Genomic DNA, 25,797 nt, shown 5'->3' with positions numbered 1-25,797 from the left:
CATCGATGTCCCTCCAGACCTTGTCGGAGTGGCTTCGGTGCCCGAACTGTTTCTCGCCTCTCACACCCGCGGGCGACCTCGTGCTGCGATGCTCCGCGGGGCACTCGTTCGACGCCAACCGGCGCGGCTATGTGTCGCTTCTGGGCGGTCGCAGCCATGTGGTGGGTGACAGCGCCGCGATGCTCGATGCGCGTACGGCCTTCCTCGAGGCGGGCTGGTACGCAGACCTGCGGAGTGCCGTCACGACGCTCGTCGCTCCGGAGAGTCCCGATCGGGTCCTCGACATCGGCTGTGGCACCGGGTATTACCTCCGCGGAGTGACCGAAGCCTGCCCGGCCGCCGGATTCCTCGGAATGGACCTCTCCCCCGTCGCCGTCGCCCGAACCGTGGCCACCACCCGCGCTGCCTCACGCCCCGGACAGGCTGTCGTCGCAGACGAGAGGCTCCCGGACCCGCCCCTCGTGGACGGGCTCGTCGCCGACGTGTGGACCGACCTTCCGGTCCGGACGGGCATCGCCGACGTACTCCTGAACGTCTTCGCCCCCCGCAATCCCGCGGAGTTCCATCGCGTGCTCCGGGACGACGGTCTCCTCGCGGTCGTCGTGCCCCACGACGACCATCTCCGTGAGCTTCGTGACGCGGGACTGGCCCTCGACATCCCGCCGAACAAGGCGGAAGACCTCGGCGTCGCCCTGGGGCCCTGGTTCGCGCTCGAGGCCCGGATCGGGGTCTCCGGCCGTCACGACCTCGGCGCGGACGAAGTTGCCGCGCTGATCGGGATGGGTCCCTCAGCGCACCACACGGGGACGGAGACGGTCGCGGACCGCTGGCCGGCCAGGAACCCGGTGACGTTCTCCTTCGACGTGCTCGGCTTCCGTCGCCGCGCCGTGCCCGCTCTCCCCCGTTAACGCGAAAGCGGGTGAATCGCCGGTCTCAGAAGTTGAGACCGACGATTCACCCGCTTTCGCGAACCAGGATGCTTAGCGCGCGAAGTTTCCGCGGTAGTACTCGTACACCCAGCCGATGAGGCAGATCACGCCGACGCCGAGCGCGATGATCGAGATCCAGAAGCCGATCGCCAGGCCGAGGAACAGCAACGCCGCACTCGCGGCAAGAAGGATCGGCCACCAGCTCCACGGGCTGAAGAAGCCGACCTCGGGGTCGCCGTCATCGACGTTCGCGTCGAGGCGGTCCTCCGGGAGCTCCCCGCCCTGGGCGCCGTGCACCCGGGAGAGGTAGAACGCGACGAAACTCACGAACACCGAGCTCAGCGCGAGGGCGAAGGTTCCCGCCCATTCGATGCTGTGCTGGTGCGGGTCGACGAGGCCCCAGATGATATACGCGACCGTGACGAGGGCGAAGAAGCCCGCGAGCAGCCAGAGCAGGTTGGTGTTTGCCCTCATTTATTTGACCTCGTTCGTTCCGGCGTCGTAGACAGGTGCATCGGGACCATCCTTGCCCGGTCCGATTCCGACCGGCATGGCGACCTCGGGGTGGTTGAGGTCGAAAGCAGGGCGCTCCGAACGGATGCGCGGAATCGACGTGAAGTTGTGCCGCGGCGGCGGGCACGACGTGGCCCACTCGAGGGAGGCTCCGAAGCCCCACGGGTCGTTCACCGTGACCTTCGGCGCCTTGCGGGCCGTGATGTACACGTTCAGGAAGAACGGGATCATCGAGACCGCGAGGATCATCGAGCCGATGGTGGAGAGCTGGTTCATCCAGGTGAAGCCGTCCTCCGGAGAGTACGAGGCGTAACGACGCGGCATGCCGACGACGCCGAGCCAGTGCTGCACAAGGAAGGTGGTGTGGAACCCGATGAACAGGAACCAGAAGTGCCACTTGCCGAGGCTCTCGTTGAGCATCTTGCCTGTCCACTTCGGCCACCAGAAGTAGAAGCCGCTGAACATGGCGAACACGACGGTGCCGAAGATGACGTAGTGGAAGTGCGCCACGACGAAGTAGGTGTCCGAGACGTGGAAGTCGAGTGGCGGCGAGGCGAGGATGACGCCGGTCAGCCCGCCGAAAGTGAAGGTGACCAGGAAGCCGAGCGCCCACAGCATCGGCGTCTCGAAGGTCAGCGACCCCCGCCACATCGTGCCGATCCAGTTGAAGATCTTCACACCCGTCGGAACGGCGATGAGCATCGTCATGAGCGAGAAGAACGGCAGCAGCACCGAACCGGTCACGTACATGTGGTGGGCCCAGACCGCGACCGACAGGGCGGCGATCGAAATGGTCGCGTAGATCAGCGTCTTGTACCCGAAGATCGGCTTGCGGCTGAAGACCGGGAACACCTCGGAGACGATGCCGAAGAACGGCAGCGCGATGATGTACACCTCGGGGTGGCCGAAGAACCAGAACAGGTGCTGCCAGAGGATGGCACCGCCGTTGGCCGGATCGTAGATGTGCGAGAGGAAGATGCGGTCAGAGGCGGCGGCGAGCAGCGCTGCGGCGAGCACCGGGAACGCCATCAGGACCAGCAACGACGTGACGAGCGTGTTCCAGGTGAAGATCGGCATGCGGAACATGGTCATGCCGGGGGCGCGCATCGTGATGATGGTGGTGATGAAGTTGACCGCGCCGAGGATGGTTCCGAACCCGGACAGTCCCAGGCCGACCATCCACAGGTTTCCTCCGACGCCGGGTGAGAACGTCGTACTGGCAAGCGGTTGGTAGGCGAACCAGCCGAAGGATGCCGCTCCCTGCGGGGTGAGGAACCCGCCGACGGCGATGAGGCTGCCGAAGAAGAAGGCCCAAAACGAGAAGGCGTTGAGGCGGGGGAAGGCGACGTCGGGGGCGCCGATCTGCAGCGGCATCAGCGAGTTCGCGAAACCGAAGAACAACGGTGTCGCGAACATCAGCAGCATGATCGTGCCGTGCATCGTGAACAGCTGGTTGTACTGCTCCTTGGTCTGCACGACTTCGAGGCCTGGCTCGAAAAGCTGTGCGCGGATGACGAGCGCCATCACACCGGCGAGGCAGAAGTAGACGAACGAGGTGATGAGGTACATGTACCCGATCACCTTGTGGTCGGTGGAGGTGATCCAGCGAACGAGGACGTTGCCCTTGCGCTCGACGCCCGTCGGACGACGCGGGGCGGTCGGGGCGGCCGGCGTCGCGGCTGCTGCGGGTGCGGTTGTGGTCATGGCCTACTTGCCTTCCTCTGCCGCCGGGGCGGACGTGCCCGGAAGATTCTGGTTGCGGTTGTACCCGTTGTCGAGCTGTCCGGTGTTGCCGGCTGCCTTGAGCGAGGCGGTGTATGCCTCGTAGTCGGCCTCAGACACGACCTTGACGTTGAAGAGCATGAGCGAGTGGTACTCACCGCAGAGCTCTGCGCACTTGCCGGAGTAGGTGCCGATCCGCTCGGGGATGACCGACATGTAGTTGGTCTTGCCGGGGATCATGTCCTTCTTGTAGAGGAAGTCGATGACCCAGAAGGAGTGGATGACGTCACGGGACTCGAGCGCCAGTTCGATCTTCTTGCCCACCGGGAGGACGAGGGTCGGCAATTCGGATTCGACGAGCGAACCCTTGGGACCGTCGAGGTTCGGCTGGCCCTGGATGCCCGCGGAGTAGACGTCCTCGTTGACGTAGTTGAAGTCCCAGGCCCACTGCTTGCCGATGACTTCGATCTTCACGTCCGGAGAGTCGAACCGTGCCTCGATCGCGGCCTGGTCCCTCGCGGTGAATGCGAAGAAGCCGATGACGAGGATGAGGGGGACGATCGTGTAGAAGATCTCGATCGGCATGTTGTACCGCAGCTGCACCGGGAGTCCGGTCTGGCCCTTGCGGCGCCGGTAGACGACCACGGCCCAGATCGTCAGGCCCCAGGTGATCAGGCCGACGACCAGCAGCACGATCCAGGATGTCGTCCAGAGACCGGCTACGCGGTCGGTCTGGTTCGTCACCGCCGGTTCGCCCTCGACGAAGCCGGGCAGGAAGCCGTGGAGCTGGGCTTGGGTGCACCCCGCTAGAACAATGACCAACGACGCTGCGATCGGAATTGCAGCCCATCGGAGACGGTGGTTTTTGCGCACCAGTAACCTTTCGGGGAGTCTCGACATCACTTCATCGGAAGTGCCTCTGTGTGAATGACAGCCTACTGCGCGGGATGAGCTCCGGGGTGCAGCGCAGGCGCTGATCCGGTAACGAATCCACGCCAAGATGCCGGGCGGCCCGCCCGGCATCCTACGTATTCCCTAGCTGAACGAGTCGCCACAGGCGCAGCTGCCGCCCGCGTTGGGGTTGTCGATGGTGAAACCCTGCTTCTGGATGGTGTCCTCGAAGTCGATGGAGGCGCCGTCCAGGTACGGGACGCTCATCTTGTCGACAACGACCTCGACGCCGTCGAAATCGACGAGTGCGTCACCGTCGAGCACACGCTCGTCGAAGTAGAGCTGGTAGATAAGGCCGGAACAGCCGCCGGGCTGGACGGCGACGCGGAGGCGCAGGTCCTCGCGGCCTTCCTGGGCGAGCAGGCTTCGTACCTTCAGTGCTGCGGCCTCGCTCAGGCCCACTCCGTGGGCGGCGGTGCTGGTTGTGATGGTGTCGGTCATGACGCTCCTTGCGCTGTGCTCGAATTCTGACAGATTCTACCTGCAGCAACGGTGAGACCGCCGCAGTAATTCCCGCTTGGCGGCCTTCGGCCGCTGACCCGGGCGGATGCGCTCACCGGTCGGCCGGAGTCCCCGTGCGGCGGTTGAGCCGGTCGAGCAGGAAGGCCTCGGCGAGGACCGCCCGTTTGAACACGCCCAGGTGCAGGGACTCGTTGGGGCTGTGCGCCCGGGAATCGGGGTCTTCGACGCCCGTGACGAGGATCTGGGCCCCCGGGAACACCCGGACGAGGTCCGAGATGAACGGAATGGAGCCGCCGATGCCGACGTTGACCGGGGGCTTGCCCCAGGCATCCGTCATCGCCCCGAGGGCGAGGGGCACGGCCCAGCCGCTGTCGTCGACGAGGAACGCCTCGCCGGTGTCGACGTCGTCGATCGTGATGCTCGCCCCGTACGGAACGTGGGCGCGCAGGTGTGCCTCGAGGGCCCGGTAGGCCTCGGCAGCGGGCTGGCCGGGAGCGATCCGGGTGCTCAGCCGCACGCTCACGACCGGGGACAGGGTGTTCGAGGCGTTCGCGACGCTCGGCGCGTCGATGCCCGTGATCGTGATGGCCGGCTGCGACCAGAGTCTGCTGAGCAGCGGTCCGTGGCCGATGGGCGTGGCACCGTCGAGGAGCCCGGTCTCCAGACGCAGTTGTTCCTCGGTGTATTCGGGAGTCGGGACGTCCCGGCTTGTGAGCCCGTCGACGGCCACGGAGCCGTCTTCCGCGTAGAGGCTCGCGAGGAGGCGCACGGTGGCCATCATGGCGTCCGGTACCGCTCCCCCGTACATGCCGGAGTGGGACGCATGGTCGAGGGTGCGCACGGTCAGGCGGAAGGTGACGTTGCCGCGCAGGGCGACCGTGAGGGCGGGGGTGTCCACATCCCAGTTGTTCGAGTCGGCGACGACGATGACGTCAGCGCGGAGCGACTCCCGGTTGTCCACGAGGAATGCCGCGAATGAGCGACTGCCGAATTCCTCCTCGCCCTCGATGAACACGGCGATTCCGAGGTCGAAGTCGGGACCGGCGGTCTCGGCCAGTGCCCGGATCGACGCGACGTGTGCCATCACGCCTGCCTTGTCATCCGCGGCTCCCCGGCCGTAGAGCCGATCTCCGCGGACGGTCGGCTCGAACGGAGTGGATTCCCAGTCGATGTCGTGGCCGGGGGGCTGCACGTCGTGGTGGGCGTAAAGCAGGACGGTGGGACGGCCGTTGCGGGCCGGCCGGTGCGCGAGCACGGCAGGCTGGCCCAGTTCGGCGGTGCCGGGAATTCCGGAACGGGTCACGACGACCTCGTCGAAAACGTTGAGCCCGCGGACCAGGTCGGCTACGGCCTCCGCGCTTTCCGCCACCCTGGCCGGATCGAACGCGTCCCAGGACACGGACGGGATGCGGACGAGGGCACACAGGTCGGCGATCGTGGCGGGAAGGGCGGCCTCGACGGCGGCGCGCACGGGCGCATCCGCGATCCCGGCTTCGGGTGCAGTATCTGGAGTAACGGTCATCAGGTAATCTTAATCCAACTAATTGCAAGGAACTGATGTGGCCAAGCCAGTGAACCCAGACGCACAATCGCCGATTGAATCGATCGACGAGACGAGGGCGCGCCTCGCCGCCGCCCGCCCCGCCGGCCACCCGGAAGGAAAAGGCCAGCCGACGCCGAGCCGTAAGGAGCAGGAGGCCGCCAACCGGCGCCCCCTCGTGCCGGACGACCGCAAGCTCGCCGCACGCCAGGCACGTGCCAAGTCCGCGGAGACCCGCGACAGGGCCAGGATCGGCATGGCCGCCGGTGAGGACAAGTTCCTCCCCGTCCGCGAGCGCGGCCCGCAGAAGCGCTTCGTGCGCGACTACGTGGACGCCCGCGTGAACATCGGCGAGTTCATGATCCCGGTCATGTTCCTCGTCATCTTGCTCACCTTCTTCCCCGACCGCAACGTGCAGACCTACGGGATCCTCGCCCTCTGGGCCTTCTTCCTGATCGCCGTCGTGGACTGCGTCCTGCTCGGCTTCACCCTGACCCGCAAGGTCAAGGCGAAGTTCGGCGACGCCAAGGCGGAACGCGTGCGCTGGTACGCGGCGATGCGCGCCCTCCAGCTGCGAGCGATGCGGCTTCCGAAGCCCCAGGTCAAGCGCGGCCAGTACCCCGCCTGAGCCTCCTTCTGCCCTTCCTCAGGCCCGTTCCCCTCGGGGGGCGGGCCTGAGGCGTTCCCCGGCGGATGCCGCGGCTACGCTCCGAACGCACCGTCGCGGATCACGGGGACGCGCAGTTCCTCATCCGTGAGCGAACCGTGCTGGCCGATCATCGACCTGGCCGACTGGTTCGGCTCGCGGGAGTCGTAGTATGCGACGGCCTTCCGTGCTGCGACGATCACGTCGCCGATCCTGGGCAGGACCTCGTCGTCGACGCTGCCGAACAGTCCGGCCGTGACGGCCTCCGCACGCGTGAAGATCCAGGCCCGCTCGCCCTCGACCTCGCGCCAGGTCTCCGCCAGCGCGGTCGCTGCCTCCGATCCGGACCCTGCGGCCTCCCCGGCGGTCTCGTCGAGGTACAGGTAGAGGCAGCGCGGGTCTCCCCCGATGTGCCGCACCGGGGCGACGAGTTCGGGAACGCTGTCGAAGAGCACGTGTTTCGTGGCGGGAACGTCGAGGACACCGTGGTCGGCGGTGACGATGAGCCCCTCGTCCCGGCGTAGTCCGGCAGCGAAGCGTCCCGCCGCGGAGTCGAGGGCTTCGAGGGCCGCGAGCCATTTCGCGGACTCCCAGCCGTGCGCGTGCGCTGCAACGTCGAGTTCGGGCACGTACAGGTAGACGAGGGCGCGCGGCTCGGCATCGAGCAGGGCGCGGGCCGCCGCGAACCGATCGGCGATGCCCTCCGCCGGCACGTAGCGGGCGCCGCGGAGGGACGCCAGGGTGAAGCCGGAGTGGGCGTACCGCTTCGGGCCGATGGTGAAGCTCGGCACACCGTCGTCGGTGGCGCGCTCGAAGATGGTACGGGTCCGCTGCCAGGTGTCCGGCGGCATCCGGTCGTCCCAGCCGCTCAGCTGGTTGACGACCCTGTCGTTGGCGGCGTCGAGGGCCCGGTAGCCGACGAGCCCGTGCCGGCCGGGTTCGACCCCGGTGGTCAGGCTGGTGATCGCGGCTGCGGTCGTGGCGGGGAAGACGGTGTCGACGACCCCGGCCCTGGTCAGTTTCGAGGTGAGGTAGCGGGCATGGCCGGCCCTGGCACGCAGCGAGCTGACACCGAGGCCGTCGACGAGCACGACGACGGCCTTGTCGACGGCAGCGAGGTGGAGTGCATTCTCCCGGCCGAGGACCGCCGAGAGGCAACTTGACAGGACGTCGGCAAGGCGCAGCGCACTGAATTGGCGGGCCGGTAGCATGGGGGGCATTGGGTCAAGTCTGTCACGGACCGGGCCCTGCACTGGCGCGCAGCCTGCGCGCCCACCCGATCGTGCCGCTGGTCCTGCCACCGGAGCACCCCGAGCAGAATTCACGAATGAGCCGCACACCCGCTACCCCGCCCGCAGCTTTCACCGAACGCATCGAGGACGTCGACGTCTCGACGGAGATGCAGGGATCGTTCCTGGAGTACGCGTACTCGGTGATCTACTCCCGTGCCCTCCCGGACGCGAGGGACGGCCTCAAGCCCGTGCAACGCCGGATCCTCTACCAGATGGCCGAGATGGGCTTGCGTCCGGACAAGGGCCACGTGAAGTCGGCGCGCGTCGTCGGCGAGGTGATGGGGAAGCTGCACCCGCACGGCGACACCGCCATCTACGACGCGCTCGTGCGAATGGCCCAGGCCTTCACCCTCCGCGTGCCCCTCATCGACGGCCACGGCAACTTCGGTTCCCTCGACGACGGCCCCGCCGCACCGCGGTACACCGAGGCGCGCCTCGCAGCCCCCGCCCTCGCGATGACGGAGAACCTCGACGAAGACGTCGTCGACTTCGTCCCGAACTATGACAACCAGCTGACCCAGCCGGACGTGCTCCCCGCCGCGTACCCGAACCTGCTCGTCAACGGGGCAGCGGGCATCGCCGTCGGTATGGCGACCAACATGGCGCCGCACAACCTCATCGAAGTCGTCGGCGCGGCCCGGCACCTGCTCGCCCACCCCGACGCGACGCTCGACGAGCTGATGGAATACGTGCCGGGTCCCGATCTGCCGACCGGGGGCACGATCGTCGGCCTCGCCGGGATCAAGGACGCCTACCTCACGGGCCGCGGCAGTTTCAAGACTCGCGCAAAGGTGTCCGTCGAGGCCATCACGGCCCGGAAATCGGGCCTGGTCGTCACCGAACTCCCCTATCTCGTCGGCCCGGAGCGGGTCATCGAAAAGATCAAGGACGGCGTTACGTCCAAGAAGCTCAGCGGCATCTCCGACGTCACGGACCTCACCGACCGCACCCATGGCTTGCGGCTCGTGATCGGCATCAAGACCGGCTTCAGCCCCCTGGCCGTTCTGGAGCAGCTCTACCGGTACACCCCCCTCGAAGACTCCTTCAACATCAACGCGGTCGCCCTCGTGGACGGCGGACCGCAGACCCTTGGCCTGCGCGAGCTCCTCTCCGTCTACGTCGACCACCGGATCGAGGTCGTCACCCGGCGCAGCGCCTACCGCCTGGCCAGGCGCAAGGAACGACTGCACCTCGTCGAGGGCCTTCTCGTCGCCATCGTCGACATCGACGAGGTCATCCAGGTGATCCGCACGAGCGACGACACCGAGCAGGCCCGCACCCGCCTGATCGACGTCTTCGAGCTGAGCCAGATCCAGGCCGAGTACATCCTCGAACTCCGGCTGCGCCGCCTCACCCGTTTCTCCCAGATCGAACTCGAGGCCGAACGCGACCAGCTCCTCGCCGAGATCGCCCTTCTCGAAAAGCTGCTTGGGAGCAAGCAGGCCATCCGCACCCTCGTTTCCGACGAGCTCGCCGCCGTCGCCGAGAAGTTCGGTACTCCGCGCCGTACCCTCCTCACCGAGGCCAAGCCGAGCATCGCCGGCGCCGTCGCCAAACGCAACGCCCCGGTGCTCGAACTCACCGACACGCCGACCCGGGTCTACCTGAGTGCGACCGGCCGCATCGCCAGGGTCGACCTCGCCGCTATCGAGCCCGCCGATGACAACCCCTTCGATCTCGATCCGCTCCACACTGAAACCGCCCTGACCGAGACCGGTGAGGCGGCATCCGCGCCCCGCACCAGGACCGTGCCGACCCAGCGCCGCAGCAAGCACGACGCCGTTCTCGGGACCCTCGACACCACGAGCCGCGCCGAAGTCGGCGCCGTCACGAGCCGCGGCAGGCTCATCCGGTTCACACCGGTCGACCTTCCGGTGATGCCTCCCACGTCCATCCAGCTCGGGGCAGGCGTACGCGTGGCCGACTACCTGGGCCTGACCGACCGGTCCGAGACCGTGCTCGCGCTCGTGTCCCTCGAGTCCGACCGCTCCATCGCACTCGGAACGGCGTTCGGGACCGTCAAGCGCGTCGTCGCGGGCGACTGGGCCAACCGGCCGGACTTCGAGATCATCCAGCTCAAGCCGAAGGACGCCGTGATCGGGGCCGTGCAGGGCGCGGAGGACGACGAACTCATCTTCGTCACGTCCGACGCCCAGCTCCTGCGCTTCCCGGCGGCGTCGGTGCGGCCGCAGGGTCGGCTCGCCGGCGGCATGGCCGGGATCAAGCTCGCGGCGGATGCGCGGGCCGTGTTCTTCACGAGCCTGCCGGCCGACGACGCGGAGACCGCCGTCGTCGCCACCGTCGCCGCGTCCAGCCACACCCTCGCCGGCACGGACCCGGGCAGCGCCAAGGTCTCCGAGTTCACCGAATTCCCCGCGAAGGGGCGCGCGACGTCCGGCGTCCGCGCCCATCGCTTCCTCAAGGGAGAAGACGCCATCGCGGTCGCCTGGGTCGGTCCGATGCCGGCCCGTGCGGTCGGTCCGGATGGATCGCCGCGCACCCTTCCGGAGACGGGGGCACGGCGCGATGCCTCCGGAACGATGCTCGAAGCCCTGATCGGCACGATCGGTGCCCGGATCGCCTGATCCCGCCCGTCGGTCCGGGCGGCCCCGGCGGTCTGGGCGGTCCGCTCGCCCGGCTCTCCCGGCTACAGTGTTCGGATGACTACACTTCCCGGCTCTGTCGTCCTCGTCGTCGGCGCGACGGGCGGCCTCGGCCGCGAAATCGCCAGGCAGCTCTCCGCCGCCGGCGCGACGCTCGTCCTGGCCGGGCGTGACGCGGCCAGGCTCGAAGCCCTCGGGATCCCCGGCACCATCGTCACGGGCGACCTGACCGACGCTCCGGCCGTCGACGCCCTCGTCGCGCGCGCGGTCCTGGCCAACGGAGGGCTCGACGGCGTCGTCAACGCGGCGGGTGTCGTCGCGTTCGGGCCGGCCCGAACGCTCACGGACGCCACCCTCGAGGAACTCTTCACCGTCAACGCGCTCGCGCCCATCCGGCTTCTCCGCGCCGCGACGGACAGCCTCGCGGCATCCGCGGCCGCCGGAAGGGAACCCTTCTTCGTGACCCTCAGCGGCGTCGTGAGCGAGAGTCCGACCGCCGGCCTCGCTGCATACTCGGCGTCCAAGGCCGCCCTCGCCGCATTCGGCCAGGCCGCAGGGCGAGAACTTCGGCGCAGCGGCATCCGCGTGATGGACGCCCGCCCAGGCCACACCGAAACAGGTCTCGCCGACCACCCGATCTCAGGCGTCGCGCCCGCCTTCCCTGCCGGTCTGCACCCAGGGGACGTCGCGGCGCGGATCGTCGCCGCCATCGCCGCCGGGGAGCGCGACCTGCCCAGTTCCGCGTTCGCCCCACCCGCCTGAGCGCGGCAGACCGGCGTTCGCTAGATCGTCGACCAGCCGCCGTCGGACATCAGGACGGCGCCGTTGACGTTGGGTGAGTCCTCGCTCAGTAACCAGCAAATGGACGCGGCGAGGTCCTCCGGCTCCGCGGGGGCCGGAATGGTCGTCTGCATGATCGGTCCCAGGCGCTCAGCGGCCCACGCGGAGAGGAACGGAGCCTCGATGTTCGTCTTGACCGCGCCGGGAGCGACCGCGTTGCACCGCACCCCCTTCGGCCCGTAGAACAGCGCAGTGCTCTTGGTCAGTCCGATCACGGCATGCTTGGACGCGCTGTACGTCGTGCCGGACGCCCCGGCGCGGATGCCCGCCTCGCTTGCGATGTTCACGATTCGCCCGAAACCGGCCGAGACCATGCCGGGAAGCACGGCGCGCATCAGCCGCATCTGCGACGTCACGTTGACCCGGAAGACCCGGTCCCAGACCTCATCGGTGATCTCGGCGGTCGGCAGGAACGAGTCCATGATCCCGGCATTGTTGACCAGCCCGTCGACCGTGGGGCCTGCGGCCAGGACGAGCGCGTCGACGTCGGCCTGCAGGCTCACGTCGCCGGTCACGCCGACGAGCCGATCGCTTCCGCCATCCTCCTGCAGCACGGCGAGTCGCTCGGCGGAGATGTCGGCGGCGATGACCCGGGCGCCCTCACTGAGGAGCCGGAGCGCCGTCGCCCTTCCGATGCCGCTGCCCGCCCCGGTCACGATGATGGTCCGGCCGCTGAATCGTGCCGGCTGGAACGGTGCCTGGTCCGCCTGAGTGTTCATCTGCTGCGCCCTCCGTCCGGCCGGCGCCAATGCCGGCAGTGTGCGGTGACCATATCACCGCAGATCGGGCATTACACGTCGATGCGGTCCCTGCTGAGCTTGTCAGAGCTGTCGATGATGAACTCCTTGCGCGGGGCGACGTCGTTGCCCATCAGGAGTTCGAAGACCTTGCCGGCCTGCTCGGCATCGGCGACCCGCACGCGGCGGAGCATCCGGTGCGATCTCTCCATCGTCGTCGTCGCCAGCTGGTCCGCGTCCATCTCGCCGAGCCCCTTGTACCGCTGGATCGGATCCTGGTACCGCTTGCCGCTCTTCTTCAGGGCCGCGAGCACGCTGTGCAGTTCGGGCTCCGAGTAGGTGTAGATGGTCTCATTGGGCTTCGAGCCCGGGTTCATCACGACCACCCTGTGCAGGGGCGGCACTGCGGCGAACACCCGCCCTTCGGTGATCATCGGGCGCATGTACCGGAAGAACAGGGTCAGCAGCAGGGTGCGGATGTGAGCGCCGTCGACATCCGCATCGCTCATGATGATGACCTTGCCGTAGCGCGCCGCCGAGAGGTCGAAGCTGCGGCCGGAGCCGGCGCCGATCACCTGGATGATCGAGGCGCACTCGAGATTGGAGAGCATGTCGGCGACGGACGCCTTCTGTACGTTCAGGATCTTTCCCCGGATGGGCAGAAGCGCCTGATGCTCGCTGTCGCGCGCAAGCTTGGCGGTGCCGAGCGCCGAGTCGCCCTCGACGATGAACAGCTCACTGTTGAGCACGTCGTTGCTGCGGCAGTCGACGAGCTTCGCGGGCAGCGAGGAGCTCTCCAGGGCGTTCTTGCGCCGCTGCGTCTCCTTGTGGGCGCGCGCGGAAATACGCGACTTCATCTCGGCGACGATCTTGTCGAGCAGCACGGCCGCCTGGGTCTTGTCGTCGCGCCGGGTCGAGACGAACCGTTCGTTCATCGCCTGCGCGACGACGTTCGCGACGATCGCGCGCACAGCCGGCGTTCCGAGGACCTCCTTCGTCTGTCCTTCGAACTGCGGCTCGGGCAGGCGCACGGTGAGCACGGCGGTGAGCCCCGCCATCACATCGTCCTTTTCCAGCTTGTCTGAGCCCATCTTGAGCCTGCGCGCGTTGAGCTCGACCTGCGCCCGGAGGAATTTGATCAGCCCGGCGTCGAAACCGGCCTGGTGGGTGCCGCCCTTGGGGGTCGCGATGATGTTCACAAAGCTGCGGACGATCGTGTCGTAGCCGGTCCCCCAGCGAAGCGCGATATCGACGGCGCAGTCCCTGACAAGTTCGGTCGGGACCATGGCGCCCGTCGGCATCAGCACCGGAACGGTCTCGGTGAATGTGCCGTGGCCGGTGAGGCGCCAGGTGTCCGTGATGGCGGCATCCGTTGAGAGGTGCTCGACGAATTCGGAGATGCCGCCCTCGAACCGGAACACCTCGACAACGGGCTCATCGCCGCGGCGATCGTCAATGGACAGGGCGAGCCCGGGAACGAGGAACGCCGTCTGCCTGGCCCGTTCGAGCAGTTCCTCGGTCTGGAACGTCGCGCCCTTGGTGAAGATCTGGCGGTCGGCCCAATAGCGGATGCGGGTTCCCGTGACACCGCGACGGACCTTGCCGATCACACGGAGTTCGCTCTGGTGCTCGAAGGGGGTGAAGGGTGCGTCCGGGCTCTTCTCCCCGGTGTCGGCGAACAGTCCGGGTTCACCGCGGTGGAACGACATCGCCCAGGTCTTGCCGTCCCTGTCGACCTCCACGTCGAGGCGCTCCGAGAGGGCGTTGACGACGGACGCGCCGACTCCGTGCAGGCCGCCCGATGCCGCATAGGAACCGCCGCCGAACTTGCCGCCGGCGTGCAGCTTGGTGAACACGACCTCGACGCCGGTCAGTCCGGTCTTCGGTTCGATGTCCACGGGGATACCGCGTGCAGTGTCGCTGACCTCGACGCTCGCGTCCGGGTGCAGCACGATGTCGATCCCGGCACCGAAACCGCCGAGCGCCTCATCGACGGAGTTGTCGATGATCTCCCAGAGGCAGTGCATCAACCCCCGGGAGTCCGTCGAGCCGATGTACATCCCGGGGCGCTTGCGCACGGCCTCGAGGCCTTCGAGGACCGAGAGGTGGCGGGCGGAATAGTCAGAAGAACTCACCATCCCAAGAATACTGGCCGGGGACCGGGGACTATGCACGTCCGGATCGTCGTGTCGCCGGCTGCGGGATGTCGCCGATCCGGAACTGGGACGGCAGGACGCCATAGCGGGCGCGGAACCCGGCGCGAAGCTCAAAAGCGGAGGTGTAGCCGGCACGTGTCGCGATGTCCGCGATCGTGAGCCCCGCCGTGCGTGGTGCCAGCAGCAACTGTGCGGCCGACTCGGCGCGACAACGGCTGATCTCCGCTGCGACGGTGCTGCCGCCGCCTTCGAAAGCCCGCTGCAGGTGCCGCAGGGACACCCCCAGCTGCGCGGCCACGACGGACGGGCTGAGGTCCCGGTTCCGGTGCCTGGCAGCGATGTGGGCGACGGCGCGCATGCGCAGGCCCGCCCGGAGGTCGACGCTGTCCATCGCATACCCCTCGCCCTCCAGGAACATGCCGACCACGAGGTCCTCGATCGTCCTCTCCGTGACCGATGCTCCGATGGCCGTCGGTGTCCAGGCAGCTTCGACGACCGCGAGGGCCAGGACCCGCAAGGGCGCCGCGAGAGACGCCGACCGTTCGAGGCGCAGACGTTCGTCCTCGAGCTGGATCCCCCGCGCGGTCAGGCGGGCCTGGGGCAGCTGGATGCCGAGTCCCCTCGTGACCTCGGTGGCCTGGACGGACGACGCGACCCCCGCGGGCATCACGTAGGCGCTGATCGGGCTGAACCGCTGAGGCGGGTGCGTACCGAGTCCGATCGTCATGCTGCCGTTGAGAACGAAGCCGACGTGCAGGGCGCTCGCGGTGGAATCGGTGCCCCCGGAATACCGGAAGGCCGATTGGGTGGCGAGCGTCACGGTCGTGTTGCCGATCGCCTTCCTGGTCGCCGAAAAATGGAACACGCCCGCAGCCGGAACCTCGAGGCGCTGAGCGAGGGAGCCGAGAGCGTGGTCGGGAAGCGGGACGGGTATGCCGGACTGCACCGTGAGCTGCCGCACCGCGTCGCCTGGCACTGGCACCCACATCCGAACCCCTGACTGAGATCTGCTCGAGAACGGCAGGCTATCGCCCCCCAAACGGGAACACAATGCTTCACGGGTTGACTCCGGACTGCCGCGTCACTCCCTCGCACCCCCCGCAGCGGTTTTGCGCCAGCACAGACGCAGTCTCGCGCCAACTCCGCCACCCCCCGAAACCGTGGCCCTAGTCTGACAACCACTCGAACAGAAATCAGTTGGGAGCGTGACCAGTGTCCTCACAGACCGTCGCACCAGGGGGTACCGCCGGCACGGCCACAGCGTCGTGGTTGCCGTTGATCGTGGTCGTGCTCACGCAGATCCAGGCGTCGTTCGCGGTGAATGCGTTGACGGTGTCGATGCAGGGCATCACGACGGATCTCAATACTCCGGCGACGAGTGTGGGGACGGCGATCACGGCGGGCACGTTCGCGATGGCGGCGTTCATCCTGCTCGGGGCGAAGCTCGGTGCGAAGTTCGGGTCCCGACGGGTGTTTCAGATCGCGGTTGTGATCCACGGGCTCGCGATGGCGGCTGTGGCGTTGAGTGTGAGCCCGGCGATGCTGTTCATCGCGCAGGCCGCGTCGGGCGCGGTGATCGCGTTGATCGCCCCGGCGCTCGTGGTGTTCATCGCCGCCAACTACTCCGGTGAGCAGCAGGCCCGCTCGATCGGGTTCCTCGCGGCGGCGATTCCCGCGGCCGGGGTGCTCGCGCTCCTGATCGCGGGGACGTTCGCGTCCACGATCGGCTGGCGGTATTCCTTCGCCCTGATCGTGGTTCTCGCGGTGGTGAACCTGCTGCTGAGTTTCCGGTTGAAGGTCGTACCGCCCCAGCCCGCCGTCGTGATCGACTGGGTCGGCGCGTTCCTCGCGGCCGGGTCGATCATCCTGCTCAGTTTCGGGTTCAGCGGCCTGAACTCCTGGGGCGTGCTCCTTGCGACGCCCGCAGCACCGTTCGCGATCCTCGGGGTGTCGCCGGCGCCGATCCTGATCCTGCTCGGTTCGATCGGCGGGCAGGGGTTTTTCGTGTGGTTGCGCAGGAGGAAGGCCGCGCATCTTCCGCAGATCTTCGACCTCGACGTGTTGAAGTCGGGACCCGAGAAGGCGACGACGTTCGCGATGGCCGCGATGCTGTTCGTAGGGACGGCGGCGAACTTCCTGATTCCGCTCTACATCCAGATCGTGCAGGGACGGTCGAGCTTCCAGACCTCGATCTCGATCATCCCGTATACCCTCTCGATCTTCATCGCCAGCTCGGTCGTGGCCACCCTGTACAAGCGGTACCCGCCGCACCGGATCGCGCGGGTGGGTTTCATCGTCGTCGCGGCGGGGCTCACCCTGCTCGCCTTCACGATCCGCAACGACTGGGAACAGTTCTTCGTGATCGTGGGCCTGATCATCCTCGGCCTCGGCCAGGGCGCGATCGTCGCCCTCGTGTTCAACACCCTGCTCTCCGCCGCCCCGAAACGCCTCGCCGGGGACGTGGGCGCCTGGCGCGGCCTCGTGCACAACATCTCCGGCAGTGTCGGCATTGCCGTTGCGAGCGTCTTCGCCGTCGGCATCCTCGGGTCGATCATCGCGTCGAGCGTCGCGAGCACCCCGACGCTGCCTCCGGAACTGACGGCGCAGGTGCCCCTCGACAGCGTGAACTTCGTCACCAACGATCACCTCGAGGCCGTCCTGGGCCAGACATCCGCGACCCCGGACCAGATTGCAGAGGGCATCGCCATCAACGAAGACGCCCGGCTGCGGGCCCTGCAGATCTCCCTCCTCGGCCTCGCCGGCATCGCGCTCCTGGCGATCATCCCCGCCGGGCGGATGCCGGGCTACCTCCCCGGGGACATCCCCGCCATCCTCTCGAGCGGCACAGAAACCGATGACGCCGACCTGGACCACTCGGAGCGCTGAGATGACGAGGCCACGCGGCGAGGTCACCTACCGGCATGGCGGGGTTCACCCGTGAGCGATATCTCGATCACCCTGATCGTGCTTCTCGCCGCGATCGTGCTCTTCGTCTGGAACGCGGTTCCGGTGGAAATCGTCGCCATCGGCGTTGCCCTGGCGCTGTTCGTGACGGGCGTGCTCTCCTTCGAGCAGACCTTCGCGGGGTTCGGCGACCCGGTCATCGTGTTCATCGCAGCCTTGTTCGTTGTGAGCGAAGCACTCGACGCGACCGGGGTGACCACCTGGGCGGGCCAGCAGCTCACGAAACGCGCCGGAACGGGCCGTCGCAGAATCGTGACATTCGTGATGCTCCTCGTCGCTGTCGTGACCGCCCTGATCAGCGTCAACGGCGCCGTCGCATCCCTGCTCCCGATGGTCGTCGTGCTCGCAATCCGGATTCGGCAGCCTCCATCGCAGATGCTGATGCCCCTCGCCTTCGGCGCACACGCCGGGTCCCTGCTCGTCCTGACCGGAACCCCGGTCAACGTGCTCGTCTCCGAACTCGCGGTGAGCACGGGACACGCCCCGTTCGGCTTCTTCGAATTCGGCCTCGTCGGCGTCCCGCTCCTCGTCGGGACCATACTGATCACCGTCTTCCTCGGCCCGAGGCTTCTGCCCAACCGAACGGCCCAGGTCGCGCCCAAGGACCTCAGCGACCACGCGCGAACCCTCGCCGCGCAGTACTCGCTCTCGGACGTCGGAGGCCTGCTCAGCCGGGAGAGCGGTGTCACGGAGGTCGTCATCGCACCCCGTTCGTCGTTCGTCGGCGACAGCGTCTTCAGGGGTATGGTGACGGACAGCGGGGAACTCGTCGTGATCGCGATCCAGCGGAGCGGGGAGGACCTGACCGACGCCGTCCTCGCCGAAGGGGACGTTCTGCTGCTCCGCGGCACCTGGGACGCGCTCGACCAGAACACCGCGGACCCCAACGTCGTCGTGGTCGACGCACCGCAGCTGATCCGCCGCCAGGCCGTGCCGATGGGGCCGCGCGCAAAAACGGCCCTCGTCATCCTGGCGGGCATGGTCATCCTGCTCGCGACCGGAATCGTGCCTGCGGCCGTCGCGGCCCTGACCGCTGCGGCAGCCATGGTCCTGTTGCGGGTGCTCACCGTGGCCCAGGCGCACCGCTCGATCTCATGGACGACGCTGATCCTCGTCGGCGGGATGATTCCGCTGTCGACCGCGATCCAGGTATCCGGTGCGGCCGACGCCATCGCGAACGGCCTCGTCGCCGCCGTCGGCACCTCGAGCCCGTACCTGCTCCTCCTCGGCATCGCCGTCGTCACGAGCGTGCTCGGGCAACTGATCAGCAACATGGCTACCGCCCTGATCCTCGGTCCGATCGCCATCGCCATCGCGACCGAAACCGGGATCTCGCCGCTCCCCCTGCTGATGGGCGTCACTGTCGCCGCCGCGGCGTCGTTCCTCACGCCGGTCGCGACCCCGGCCAACACCATGGTGATGGGACCGGGCGCGTACCGGTTCGGAGACTACTGGAAGCTCGGGCTGCCCCTTCTGCTGCTCTTCATCGCCGTGGCCACCTTCCTGGTCCCCGTTTTCTGGCCGTTCCACCCGTGACCTGACCCGCTCCACCACCACCACCACCCAGTTGAATCACTCGAGAGGAACACCATGGCATTCGGACGACGTTCACGCGGACTCGCGGCAAGTGCGGCACGCACTGCCGTCATCGTCGGGACAGCAAGCGCAACGAGCAATGCCGTTCACGGCTCCGCAGCCCGCAAACAGGCGGCCGCTACCGCAGCAGCCCCGGCCGTCGCGGCACCCGTTGCTGCGGCGGCACCCGTCGCGGTCCCGGTCGCGACGCCCCAGGAGGACATCATCAGCAAGATCGAGCGCCTCGCGGCACTGCACGCATCCGGTGCCCTCACCGATGCGGAATTCGCCCTCCTCAAGGCCCAGGCGATCGCTTAGACCGCGCATGACATTCGGCACGTACAAGCTCATCCCGGAATCGTTCAGCCCGACGCCGTCGCAGGCTCCGGGATCCACCGTCGGAATCCTGGTCGTCTCCGAGATCCCGGTCGGTCTTGACGCCGTCGGCTTCCTCGTCGGCCCGGACGGGGTGCTTCCCGCAGCGCTCGGCGTTGAGAGGGCGACCCTCGACTCGGCCGGCTTCACGGGCAGCACCGGGCAGACCCTGCTTCTGCCCCAACCGGCCGGCCCGGTCTTCTTCGTCGTGGGCGCCGGACCAGCCGAGGGCCGTGACGTCGATCTCCTGCGCGAGGTCGCGGCCACCTTCGCGCGAGCGGCTTCTCGTTATGCCCGCATCGCACTCACGATCGGCGACACCTTTCCTCTCGCCGGTTCGACGATCGGCCAGGTCGTCGTAGAAGGGGTCCTGCTCGCCCGGTACCGGTACGTCGAGCTACAGCAGTCCTCCGACCATCGCCCGCTCGTCACTCTCGACATCATCCTCGACGTCGCGAATGCCGGCTCCGGGGTCGCGGATCAGGTCAGAGCCGGGGTTCGCATCGGCGAGATCACCGCCAGGGCCACCAATCTCGCCCGCGACCTCGCCAACACTCCACCGAGTCACCTCACCGCCACGGATCTCGGCACCGTCGCGATCGCCCTCGGCGTCGAACATGGGCTGACCGTCGAGGTTTTCGACAAGCAGCAGATCATCGAACTGGGCTGTGGCGGTCTCCTCGGTGTGAATGCCGGCAGCGTCGAAGAGCCGCGGATCATCAAGGTGACGTACTCCCCTCCTCCGACGGAGACCGCGGCAGCTCCCGCTCACCTCGCCCTGGTCGGCAAGGGAATCATGTACGACTCCGGTGGGATCTCGCTGAAGCCCTCAGACCCGATGCACTTGTTGATGAAGATGGACATGGCAGGCGCCGCCGCCGTCCTGGCGATGATGACGGCCCTCCGCGCACTGGACTGTGCGTCGTCGGTGACCGCTTTCCTGATGTGCACGGACAATATGCCCGGTGGCTCAGCAATGAAGCTCGGCGACGTCCTCACCATCCGCGGCGGAACCACCGTCGAGATCAAGAACACGGATGCCGAGGGTCGGCTGGTCATGTCCGACGCCCTGGTCCTGGCCGGCGAGGAGAACCCTGACGGCATCGTCGACGTCGCCACCCTCACCGGGGCGGCGCTGATGGCCCTCGGCACGCACACAGCCGCCGTCTTCGGAAACAACCAGGTCCTCGTCGACCGCGCCATCGCCGCGTCGCGCGCGACCGCGGAGTCGATCTGGCAGCTGCCGCTCGAGCACCGCTACCGGCCCCAGTTGAAGTCCGACGTCGCCGACCTGTCGAACATGGGAGGCAAGTACGCCGGGGCGACGGCTGCGGCCCTGTTCCTCGCCGAGTTTGTCAAGGACGTGCCCTGGGCGCACCTCGACATCGCCGGGACCATGCAGTCGGAAACAGATGAGCTGTGGAACCCCAAGGGGGCGACGGGGTTCGGCACCCGGCTGCTCATCGACCTCGCTCTGAACTTCGCGGTCGACGGCAACGCTGCAACGAACGGCAACGCCGCAGCGAACGGCAAGCAGGGCCGGTGAACGACACCAGGCTCCTCTCGGGAGGCCCGTTCAAGACCGGGTTCATCGCCACGCTCGGCGTACTCCTCGCCCTCCTTCTCGGTTCGGCGGTGATCTCGCTCAGCACCGCGATCACGTTGATCTTCCTCGCACTCTTCATCTGCCTCGGCCTCTACCCCGTCGTTCAGCGCCTCGAGGGCCGGGGGTTCTCCCGCACCGGGGCCGTGCTCACCGTCCTCGGGGCGTTCGTCCTCGTAATCGGGTTGCTGGCGTGGCTGATCGTGCCGATCCTGGTCACCCAGGCCGGCCAGCTCGCCGCCTACCTGCCGAAGGGACTCGATCAGGTCGAGCACCAGGACTGGTTCGTTTCGGTCAACGCCGCATTCGGCGGGGCGCTCACCCCGGCTCTCGACTGGCTCATCGCGGCGACCGGGGACCCCACCGTCTGGCTTTTCGTCGGAGGAGGCGCCCTCAGGGTCGGGGCAGGCATTCTGAACGGGACGGCGGGCACCATCTTCGTCGTCGTGCTGACGCTCTATTTCGTGTCGAGCCTCGAGACGATCAAGGAAGGCGTGTACTCCCTGATCCCGAAGAGCAAACGTGCCGGTTTCATCGAGCTCTCCGAAACGATCGCCGCCTCTGTCGGCAAGTACCTCGGCGGAATGGTGATCCTCGCAGCAATGAACGCCGTCTTCACCTTCATTCTTCTCACGGCCTGCGGAGTGCCGTTCGCACCCGTCCTGGCCGCCCTCGCCTTCCCGATCACCCTGATCCCGCTTGTCGGTCCCGTGATCAACACCGTCATCGTGACGGCCGTCGCGCTCTTCAGCTCCCCGTCTACGGCGGTCGTCGTGCTGGTCGTGATGCTGGTCTACGTGCAGATCGAGTCCTACGTCATGACGCCGCGGATCGTCGGCAAGGCGATCAGCATTCCCGGGTCGCTGGTGTTCATCGGCGCGCTCGTCGGTGGCACACTGCTCGGACTACTCGGAGCTCTCATCGCCTGCCCCACGAGCGCCTCCGTCCTCCTGATCATGAAGAAGGTCGTCGTGCCGGCCCAGAACACCCGCTGAGGCGCCCGCTATGCAGGATTTCGAAACCATCACCCTCGTCCTGATCCTCGTGCACGTCATCGTCGGCTTCACGGCGACCGTGCTGGTGTCGGCAAATCGAACCCCCTCGAGCGCGATCGCCTGGGTGCTCACGATCGTCTTCATCCCCTATCTCGGAGCCATCGCCTTCCTGCTCGTGGGGTTCGGGCGGCTCCCCGCACGCCGTCGGGAGAAGCAACGCGAGGTCAACGAGCTCATCCTCTCCCGGACGGAAGGCTTCCATCAGGTCAGCCACCGCGACCAGTGGCCGCAGTGGCTCCCGTCCGCGGTCTCGCTGAACCTCAACCTGGGGGCGCTCCCCATGGTCGGCGGCAACCGGGCCGAACTGCTCCCGGACTACGAAGGCTCTCTCGCGGCCATGACGGCGGCCGTCGACACGGCGACGGAGTACGTGCACGTCCAGTTCTACATCCTGGTGCTCGACAGCGTGACGGAGCCGTTCTTCGACGCACTGCGCCGCGCGACCGCGCGAGGCGTCGCCGTCCGGGTGCTCTCCGACCATCTGTCCGGGTTCCTCCTGCCCCGGCGCGCGGAGACGCTCGCCGCCCTGTCGGACATGGGCGCCGAATGGCACGCCATGCTCCCGCTCCGGCCGTTCCGGGGGCAGTGGCAGCGACCAGACCTGCGCAACCACCGCAAACTCGTCGTCGTCGACGGTCGGATCGGTTTCACCGGTTCGCAGAACCTGATCGACCCGACCTACCTGAAGAAGAAGAACCTCGCGCGAGGCCTGCGCTGGCACGAGCTGATGGTTCGACTCGACGGTCCCGTCGTCCGTGAACTCGACGCCGTCTTCGTCACCGACTGGTACAGCGAGACAGATGTCCTTCTTCCCCTCGACACGACCCCGGTGCTCGTCGACTCCCGCACGGAGTACCTGGATGCGCAGGTCGTCCCGAGCGGGCCGAGTTTCGAGAACGACAACAACCTCAAGCTGTATGCCCTCCTGATCCACAAGGCCGAACGCCGCGTGAGCATCACGAGCCCGTATTTCGTGCCGGAGGAGTCCACCCTCCTTGCGATCATCACCGCGGCCTCCCGTGGCCTCGACGTCGAGCTCTTCGTCTCCGCCATCGGCGACCAGGCCCTCGTCTACCACGCCCAGCGGTCATACTACGAGGCGCTGCTTCGCGCAGGCGTCTCGATCTACCTCTACCGAGCCCCGACGGTGCTGCACGCCAAGCATTTCACGATCGACGATGACATCGCCGTGATCGGATCCAGCAACATGGACATCCGCTCATTCAGTCTCAACATGGAGATCTCGGTGCTCGTGCACGGACGGGACTTCACCGACAGCATGCGACTGGTCGAGGACGACTACCGGGCGAACAGCGTCAGGCTCGACCTTGCCGACTGGCTCGCCCGGCCTGTCGCCCAGAAGGTCGGTGACAGCCTCGCGAGACTCACCTCGTCACTGCAGTGAGCAATCCGCTACGCGGTAAGCGAAATGTAACCGAATCGACTCCCGATCGGGGCGCGGCCGTGTTTGGATAGGACCTAGTTCAATTGGTATCGCTTGGTATCAGTCTGGAGGAGGAAAAGAATGTCCCAGATCGCAGCACATGGTGCCATCGACAACCAGAGCGCCACTCACCAACTCACGGCCGCCGACAGGTGTGACGCGTGTGGCGCGCAGGCGTACATTCGCGTCAGCGTCAACAACAGCGAACTGATGTTCTGCGCCCACCACGGCCGGAAGCACCAGGAAAAGCTCTCCGCCATCGCAGACAGCTGGCACGACGAGTCCAGCAGGCTCCTCGAAGACCAGCGCTCGTAGCGAGACCGCAGTACGACCCGAAACGGCGTCGGCGCGACAGTGGTCGCGGCGGCGCCGTTTTTGTGTGCCCGCGTGCCCGCTAGGAGTCGGCGGCGAGGCTCAGGGCGGAGACCACGACGTCGGTCGCGGCCTCCGCGATCGCATCGACGTCCGCCGCGCGCTCCGCGCGCACGTACACGCCCCCCGCCCGCGTCACGGCTGCGGAGAGGATGTGGTCGGCAAGACCAGGATTGCGGGCCAGGACCGGGCCGTGCAGGTGGGTGCCGAGGAAGCTCCCCATCCGGAGGCCCTCCGTCTTCGCCCCGTTGCCCATCCCGCTGAGCACCCGGCCGAGAACGGATGCCTCAGCGCCGACGTAACTGCGGGCGTGGTTCTCGAAGCCCACGAGCCGGCCGAACGGGGATTCGACGACAAGGTCGTCCGTCGCGCGCACCGCAAGCGGGACCGCGCGCCCGGCCACAAGGCCGAGACCTTCGACGACGGTACCGTCTGGGAGCTCGATTCCCCAGCTCAGTAGTTCCCAGCCGGTTCCGACCGCGAGCACGGGGACGCCAGCCGTGGTCCAGGCGCGCAACGCATTGACCAGCGGTGCGAGCAGATCCCGGGCCTCGAGGAGGTCGGAGTCATTGCCGGAACCGATCACGATCGCGTCGACCTTGCTCGGGAGGTCGTCGAGGGACCTGACCGGCACGATGGTCGCCTCAAAACCGGCCCAGCGGGCGCGTTGTGCGAGCACCCGGGCGTTGGCGGCGTCCCCGTTGGTGTCGAGAAGTTCGGGAAGAACGGACAGGATCGTGAGTGCGCGCATGGATCAACCCTCCCGGTTCGAGGCGAGGCCGAGGTGTGCGCGGGTGCGCCGCATCGAGTCCGCCGAAAAGATGATGGTCTTGATGCCGTGCACCGGATCGGGCAAGGCGAGGAAGTCGTCGAGCGCGCGGCCGAGGTCAGGTTCGATCCGGTCCACGATCACCCCGTCGTAAGCGAGTTGCAGCGCGATATCGTGGGCTTTCGAACCCGACGCGATCAACACCCGACCCAGCGCGGACGTATCCACCGGCCAGAAGTACGAGGGATCGCGAACATCGGACCCGATGGCGACGAGGACCTGGTCGAGGCCGGGCTCAAGGCTGTCGACGTTGAGCTGGAAGCTCGCCGGGTTCTGCACGAGCACGAACTCGACCCGGTGGCCCCGGACGGTGACGATCTCCCCCCTGCCGAAGACGGGAGGGATCGTGGAAACGGCGGAACAGGCCGTTGCCGCGTCGAAGCGGTCCCCGAGCGCGGCCCGGGCGGCCGCGATGGCCGTGAGTGCGTCCACGGCGTAGTGGACGCCGCGGGCGGGCAGTTCGAGATCGAAGCTCGCGCCCTCGAGAAGCACCGAAGCCGAGCGCCCGGAAACGCTCGTGAGCAGGACCCCGCCTGCGGCCGGCATCCGCTCTGACGCGGTCAGGCTGTAGCCCAGGCCGCGCGGGTTCTCCGCGAGGACCTCGGCAGTCACCCCGTAGCGGGCGATGACGGCCGGCCCGTCGAGTCGTTCGGAAAGTCCCGTGAGGGATGCGTCGTCTGCGTTGATGACGACGGTCCCGCTCGCACGGTTCGCGATCCTGGCGAGCATGGCCACGACCATGTCGGAGTCGTGGAAACGGTCGATCTGGTCGACCATGACGTTCGTGAGCGCGACGACCCGGGGGTTGAGCGTCGCCGAGATGAGTGCACCATGGCCCTCATCCATCTCGAGCACGGCCATGTCGCCGTGGATCCGGCCGGACAGGCTGACCTCCTCGAGCAGGGCCGAGGTGAGTCCCTGGCTGATGTTCGCGGTCGACTGATTGGTGAACACTGCGACGCCGTGCGCGCGCAGAGCCGCGACGAGCATCTTGGTGGTCGTGGACTTGCCGCTCGATCCGGACACGATGACGAGACCGTCTGGGAAACTGTTCAGAACGCTCGCGAGGAACCCCGGAGCGATCTTGTTGACGACGAGGCCGGGAACGGCGGATCCCCCGCCCGGCTTTCGCCAGCGCGCGAGGACCCGCACAGTTCGGCCGACCAGGATCGCCGGTGCATAGCGCACG

Annotated in this window: 22 protein-coding genes; 11 read left to right on the top strand and 11 right to left on the bottom strand. The window is 67.5% G+C overall.

All coding sequences use genetic code 11. The features are described 5' to 3' along the window. The first annotated feature begins 5 nt into the window (after positions 1-5). Positions 6-908 carry a putative RNA methyltransferase gene (locus QN350_RS01165; protein WP_416173038.1) on the top strand — a complete coding sequence of 301 codons (903 nt, stop codon included), beginning with the start codon at positions 6-8 and terminating at the stop codon, positions 906-908. A 72-nt stretch (positions 909-980) separates the two neighbouring features. Here QN350_RS01165 and QN350_RS01160 read toward each other — a convergent pair whose 3' ends face one another. The 5 genes from QN350_RS01160 to QN350_RS01140 all read right to left on the bottom strand — a co-directional run bounded on the left by QN350_RS01160 (position 981) and on the right by QN350_RS01140 (position 6,099). Beyond that, the gene (locus tag QN350_RS01160) at positions 981-1,403 is read right to left on the bottom strand and encodes a cytochrome c oxidase subunit 4 (protein ID WP_281534966.1); all 423 of its coding nucleotides are present in this window, start codon (positions 1,401-1,403) and stop codon (positions 981-983) included. Then, the gene (gene ctaD / locus QN350_RS01155) at positions 1,404-3,146 is read right to left on the bottom strand and encodes a cytochrome c oxidase subunit I (protein ID WP_281534965.1); all 1,743 of its coding nucleotides are present in this window, start codon (positions 3,144-3,146) and stop codon (positions 1,404-1,406) included. Between the two features lie 3 nt (positions 3,147-3,149). Next, the gene (coxB, locus tag QN350_RS01150; RefSeq protein WP_322139862.1) at positions 3,150-4,037 is read right to left on the bottom strand and encodes a cytochrome c oxidase subunit II; all 888 of its coding nucleotides are present in this window, start codon (positions 4,035-4,037) and stop codon (positions 3,150-3,152) included. 162 nt (positions 4,038-4,199) lie between these two features. Beyond that, positions 4,200-4,556 (bottom strand): iron-sulfur cluster insertion protein ErpA, encoded by a 357-nt coding sequence (erpA, locus tag QN350_RS01145; RefSeq protein ID WP_134446531.1) that lies wholly within the window; start codon positions 4,554-4,556, stop codon positions 4,200-4,202. Between the two features lie 112 nt (positions 4,557-4,668). Next, complete coding sequence (locus tag QN350_RS01140; RefSeq protein WP_322139861.1) at positions 4,669-6,099, bottom strand: dipeptidase; 1,431 nt, start codon at positions 6,097-6,099, stop codon at positions 4,669-4,671. Positions 6,100-6,136: 37 nt separating this feature from the next. Here QN350_RS01140 and QN350_RS01135 point away from each other — a divergent pair, with 37 nt between their 5' ends. Further along, positions 6,137-6,745 carry a DUF3043 domain-containing protein gene (locus QN350_RS01135; RefSeq protein WP_322139860.1) on the top strand — a complete coding sequence of 203 codons (609 nt, stop codon included), beginning with the start codon at positions 6,137-6,139 and terminating at the stop codon, positions 6,743-6,745. A 74-nt stretch (positions 6,746-6,819) separates the two neighbouring features. On the opposite strand, the gene QN350_RS01130 is transcribed toward QN350_RS01135, so the two are convergent. Beyond that, positions 6,820-7,983 carry an alkaline phosphatase family protein gene (locus QN350_RS01130; protein ID WP_322139859.1) on the bottom strand — a complete coding sequence of 388 codons (1,164 nt, stop codon included), beginning with the start codon at positions 7,981-7,983 and terminating at the stop codon, positions 6,820-6,822. Between the two features lie 107 nt (positions 7,984-8,090). Here QN350_RS01130 and QN350_RS01125 point away from each other — a divergent pair, with 107 nt between their 5' ends. Together QN350_RS01125 and QN350_RS01120 are read left to right on the top strand one after the other, a co-directional pair. Beyond that, positions 8,091-10,640, top strand: a complete 2,550-nt coding sequence (locus QN350_RS01125) for a DNA topoisomerase IV subunit A (protein ID WP_322139858.1) — start codon at positions 8,091-8,093, stop codon at positions 10,638-10,640. Between the two features lie 75 nt (positions 10,641-10,715). Then, positions 10,716-11,420 carry an SDR family NAD(P)-dependent oxidoreductase gene (locus tag QN350_RS01120; protein WP_281534961.1) on the top strand — a complete coding sequence of 235 codons (705 nt, stop codon included), beginning with the start codon at positions 10,716-10,718 and terminating at the stop codon, positions 11,418-11,420. Between the two features lie 20 nt (positions 11,421-11,440). On the opposite strand, the gene QN350_RS01115 is transcribed toward QN350_RS01120, so the two are convergent. The 3 genes from QN350_RS01115 to QN350_RS01105 all read right to left on the bottom strand — a co-directional run bounded on the left by QN350_RS01115 (position 11,441) and on the right by QN350_RS01105 (position 15,373). Continuing rightward, on the bottom strand, positions 11,441-12,217 hold the full coding sequence (locus QN350_RS01115) for an SDR family oxidoreductase (protein WP_322139857.1): 777 nt from the start codon (positions 12,215-12,217) through the stop codon (positions 11,441-11,443). Positions 12,218-12,288: 71 nt separating this feature from the next. Continuing rightward, the gene (locus QN350_RS01110) at positions 12,289-14,370 is read right to left on the bottom strand and encodes a DNA topoisomerase IV subunit B (RefSeq protein WP_322140423.1); all 2,082 of its coding nucleotides are present in this window, start codon (positions 14,368-14,370) and stop codon (positions 12,289-12,291) included. A gap of 31 nt (positions 14,371-14,401) precedes the next feature. After that, positions 14,402-15,373, bottom strand: a complete 972-nt coding sequence (locus tag QN350_RS01105; RefSeq protein WP_323502699.1) for a helix-turn-helix transcriptional regulator — start codon at positions 15,371-15,373, stop codon at positions 14,402-14,404. Between the two features lie 230 nt (positions 15,374-15,603). On the opposite strand from QN350_RS01105, the gene QN350_RS01100 reads away from it, so the two are divergent. From QN350_RS01100 to QN350_RS01070, 7 genes are all read left to right on the top strand, one after another. Beyond that, a complete protein-coding gene (locus tag QN350_RS01100) occupies positions 15,604-17,277 on the top strand; it encodes an MFS transporter (RefSeq protein WP_322139855.1) in 1,674 nt (557 codons plus the stop codon). A 51-nt stretch (positions 17,278-17,328) separates the two neighbouring features. Continuing rightward, positions 17,329-18,891: an SLC13 family permease gene (locus tag QN350_RS01095; RefSeq protein ID WP_322139854.1), complete on the top strand. Its 1,563-nt coding sequence runs from the start codon at positions 17,329-17,331 to the stop codon at positions 18,889-18,891. A 54-nt stretch (positions 18,892-18,945) separates the two neighbouring features. After that, the gene (locus tag QN350_RS01090; RefSeq protein ID WP_322139853.1) at positions 18,946-19,248 is read left to right on the top strand and encodes an SHOCT domain-containing protein; all 303 of its coding nucleotides are present in this window, start codon (positions 18,946-18,948) and stop codon (positions 19,246-19,248) included. Between the two features lie 7 nt (positions 19,249-19,255). Continuing rightward, the gene (locus QN350_RS01085; RefSeq protein WP_322139852.1) at positions 19,256-20,851 is read left to right on the top strand and encodes a leucyl aminopeptidase; all 1,596 of its coding nucleotides are present in this window, start codon (positions 19,256-19,258) and stop codon (positions 20,849-20,851) included. Then, positions 20,848-21,903: an AI-2E family transporter gene (locus QN350_RS01080; protein WP_322139851.1), complete on the top strand. Its 1,056-nt coding sequence runs from the start codon at positions 20,848-20,850 to the stop codon at positions 21,901-21,903. Before QN350_RS01085 ends, QN350_RS01080 begins: the two co-directional genes overlap by 4 nt. A 10-nt stretch (positions 21,904-21,913) precedes the next feature. After that, entirely contained in the window at positions 21,914-23,368 is a 1,455-nt protein-coding gene (gene cls / locus QN350_RS01075; protein ID WP_322139850.1) for a cardiolipin synthase, read from the top strand. 120 nt (positions 23,369-23,488) lie between these two features. After that, a complete protein-coding gene (locus tag QN350_RS01070) occupies positions 23,489-23,722 on the top strand; it encodes a hypothetical protein (RefSeq protein ID WP_134531803.1) in 234 nt (77 codons plus the stop codon). 79 nt (positions 23,723-23,801) lie between these two features. On the opposite strand, the gene QN350_RS01065 is transcribed toward QN350_RS01070, so the two are convergent. Both QN350_RS01065 and QN350_RS01060 read right to left on the bottom strand, forming a co-directional pair. Then, positions 23,802-24,530, bottom strand: coding sequence for a hypothetical protein (locus tag QN350_RS01065; RefSeq protein ID WP_322139849.1), 729 nt, complete (start codon positions 24,528-24,530; stop codon positions 23,802-23,804). Between the two features lie 3 nt (positions 24,531-24,533). Continuing rightward, positions 24,534-25,796 carry a MurT ligase domain-containing protein gene (locus tag QN350_RS01060; protein ID WP_322139848.1) on the bottom strand — a complete coding sequence of 421 codons (1,263 nt, stop codon included), beginning with the start codon at positions 25,794-25,796 and terminating at the stop codon, positions 24,534-24,536. Position 25,797 lies beyond the last annotated feature (1 nt).

The organism is Cryobacterium sp. 10I5 (assembly GCF_035019865.1).
In the GTDB taxonomy this organism is placed as follows: Bacteria; Actinomycetota; Actinomycetes; order Actinomycetales; family Microbacteriaceae; genus Cryobacterium; species Cryobacterium breve_A.
The sequence above is the reverse complement of the archived record's forward strand: the minus strand, read 5'-3'. Positions and strand labels throughout refer to the sequence as shown.

Excerpts from the sequence above, each read along its gene's own strand:
- QN350_RS01165 (WP_416173038.1), top strand. The coding sequence starts at position 6 with ATGTCCCTCCAGACCTTGTCGGAGTGGCTTCGGTGCCCGAACTGTTTC.
- QN350_RS01160 (WP_281534966.1), bottom strand. The coding sequence starts at position 1,403 with ATGAGGGCAAACACCAACCTGCTCTGGCTGCTCGCGGGCTTCTTCGCC.
- ctaD (WP_281534965.1), bottom strand. The coding sequence starts at position 3,146 with ATGACCACAACCGCACCCGCAGCAGCCGCGACGCCGGCCGCCCCGACC.
- erpA (WP_134446531.1), bottom strand. The coding sequence starts at position 4,556 with ATGACCGACACCATCACAACCAGCACCGCCGCCCACGGAGTGGGCCTG.
- QN350_RS01140 (WP_322139861.1), bottom strand. The coding sequence starts at position 6,099 with ATGACCGTTACTCCAGATACTGCACCCGAAGCCGGGATCGCGGATGCG.
- QN350_RS01130 (WP_322139859.1), bottom strand. The coding sequence starts at position 7,983 with ATGCCCCCCATGCTACCGGCCCGCCAATTCAGTGCGCTGCGCCTTGCC.
- QN350_RS01125 (WP_322139858.1), top strand. The coding sequence starts at position 8,091 with ATGAGCCGCACACCCGCTACCCCGCCCGCAGCTTTCACCGAACGCATC.
- QN350_RS01120 (WP_281534961.1), top strand. The coding sequence starts at position 10,716 with ATGACTACACTTCCCGGCTCTGTCGTCCTCGTCGTCGGCGCGACGGGC.
- QN350_RS01115 (WP_322139857.1), bottom strand. The coding sequence starts at position 12,217 with ATGAACACTCAGGCGGACCAGGCACCGTTCCAGCCGGCACGATTCAGC.
- QN350_RS01090 (WP_322139853.1), top strand. The coding sequence starts at position 18,946 with ATGGCATTCGGACGACGTTCACGCGGACTCGCGGCAAGTGCGGCACGC.
- QN350_RS01085 (WP_322139852.1), top strand. The coding sequence starts at position 19,256 with ATGACATTCGGCACGTACAAGCTCATCCCGGAATCGTTCAGCCCGACG.
- cls (WP_322139850.1), top strand. The coding sequence starts at position 21,914 with ATGCAGGATTTCGAAACCATCACCCTCGTCCTGATCCTCGTGCACGTC.
- QN350_RS01070 (WP_134531803.1), top strand. The coding sequence starts at position 23,489 with ATGTCCCAGATCGCAGCACATGGTGCCATCGACAACCAGAGCGCCACT.
- QN350_RS01065 (WP_322139849.1), bottom strand. The coding sequence starts at position 24,530 with ATGCGCGCACTCACGATCCTGTCCGTTCTTCCCGAACTTCTCGACACC.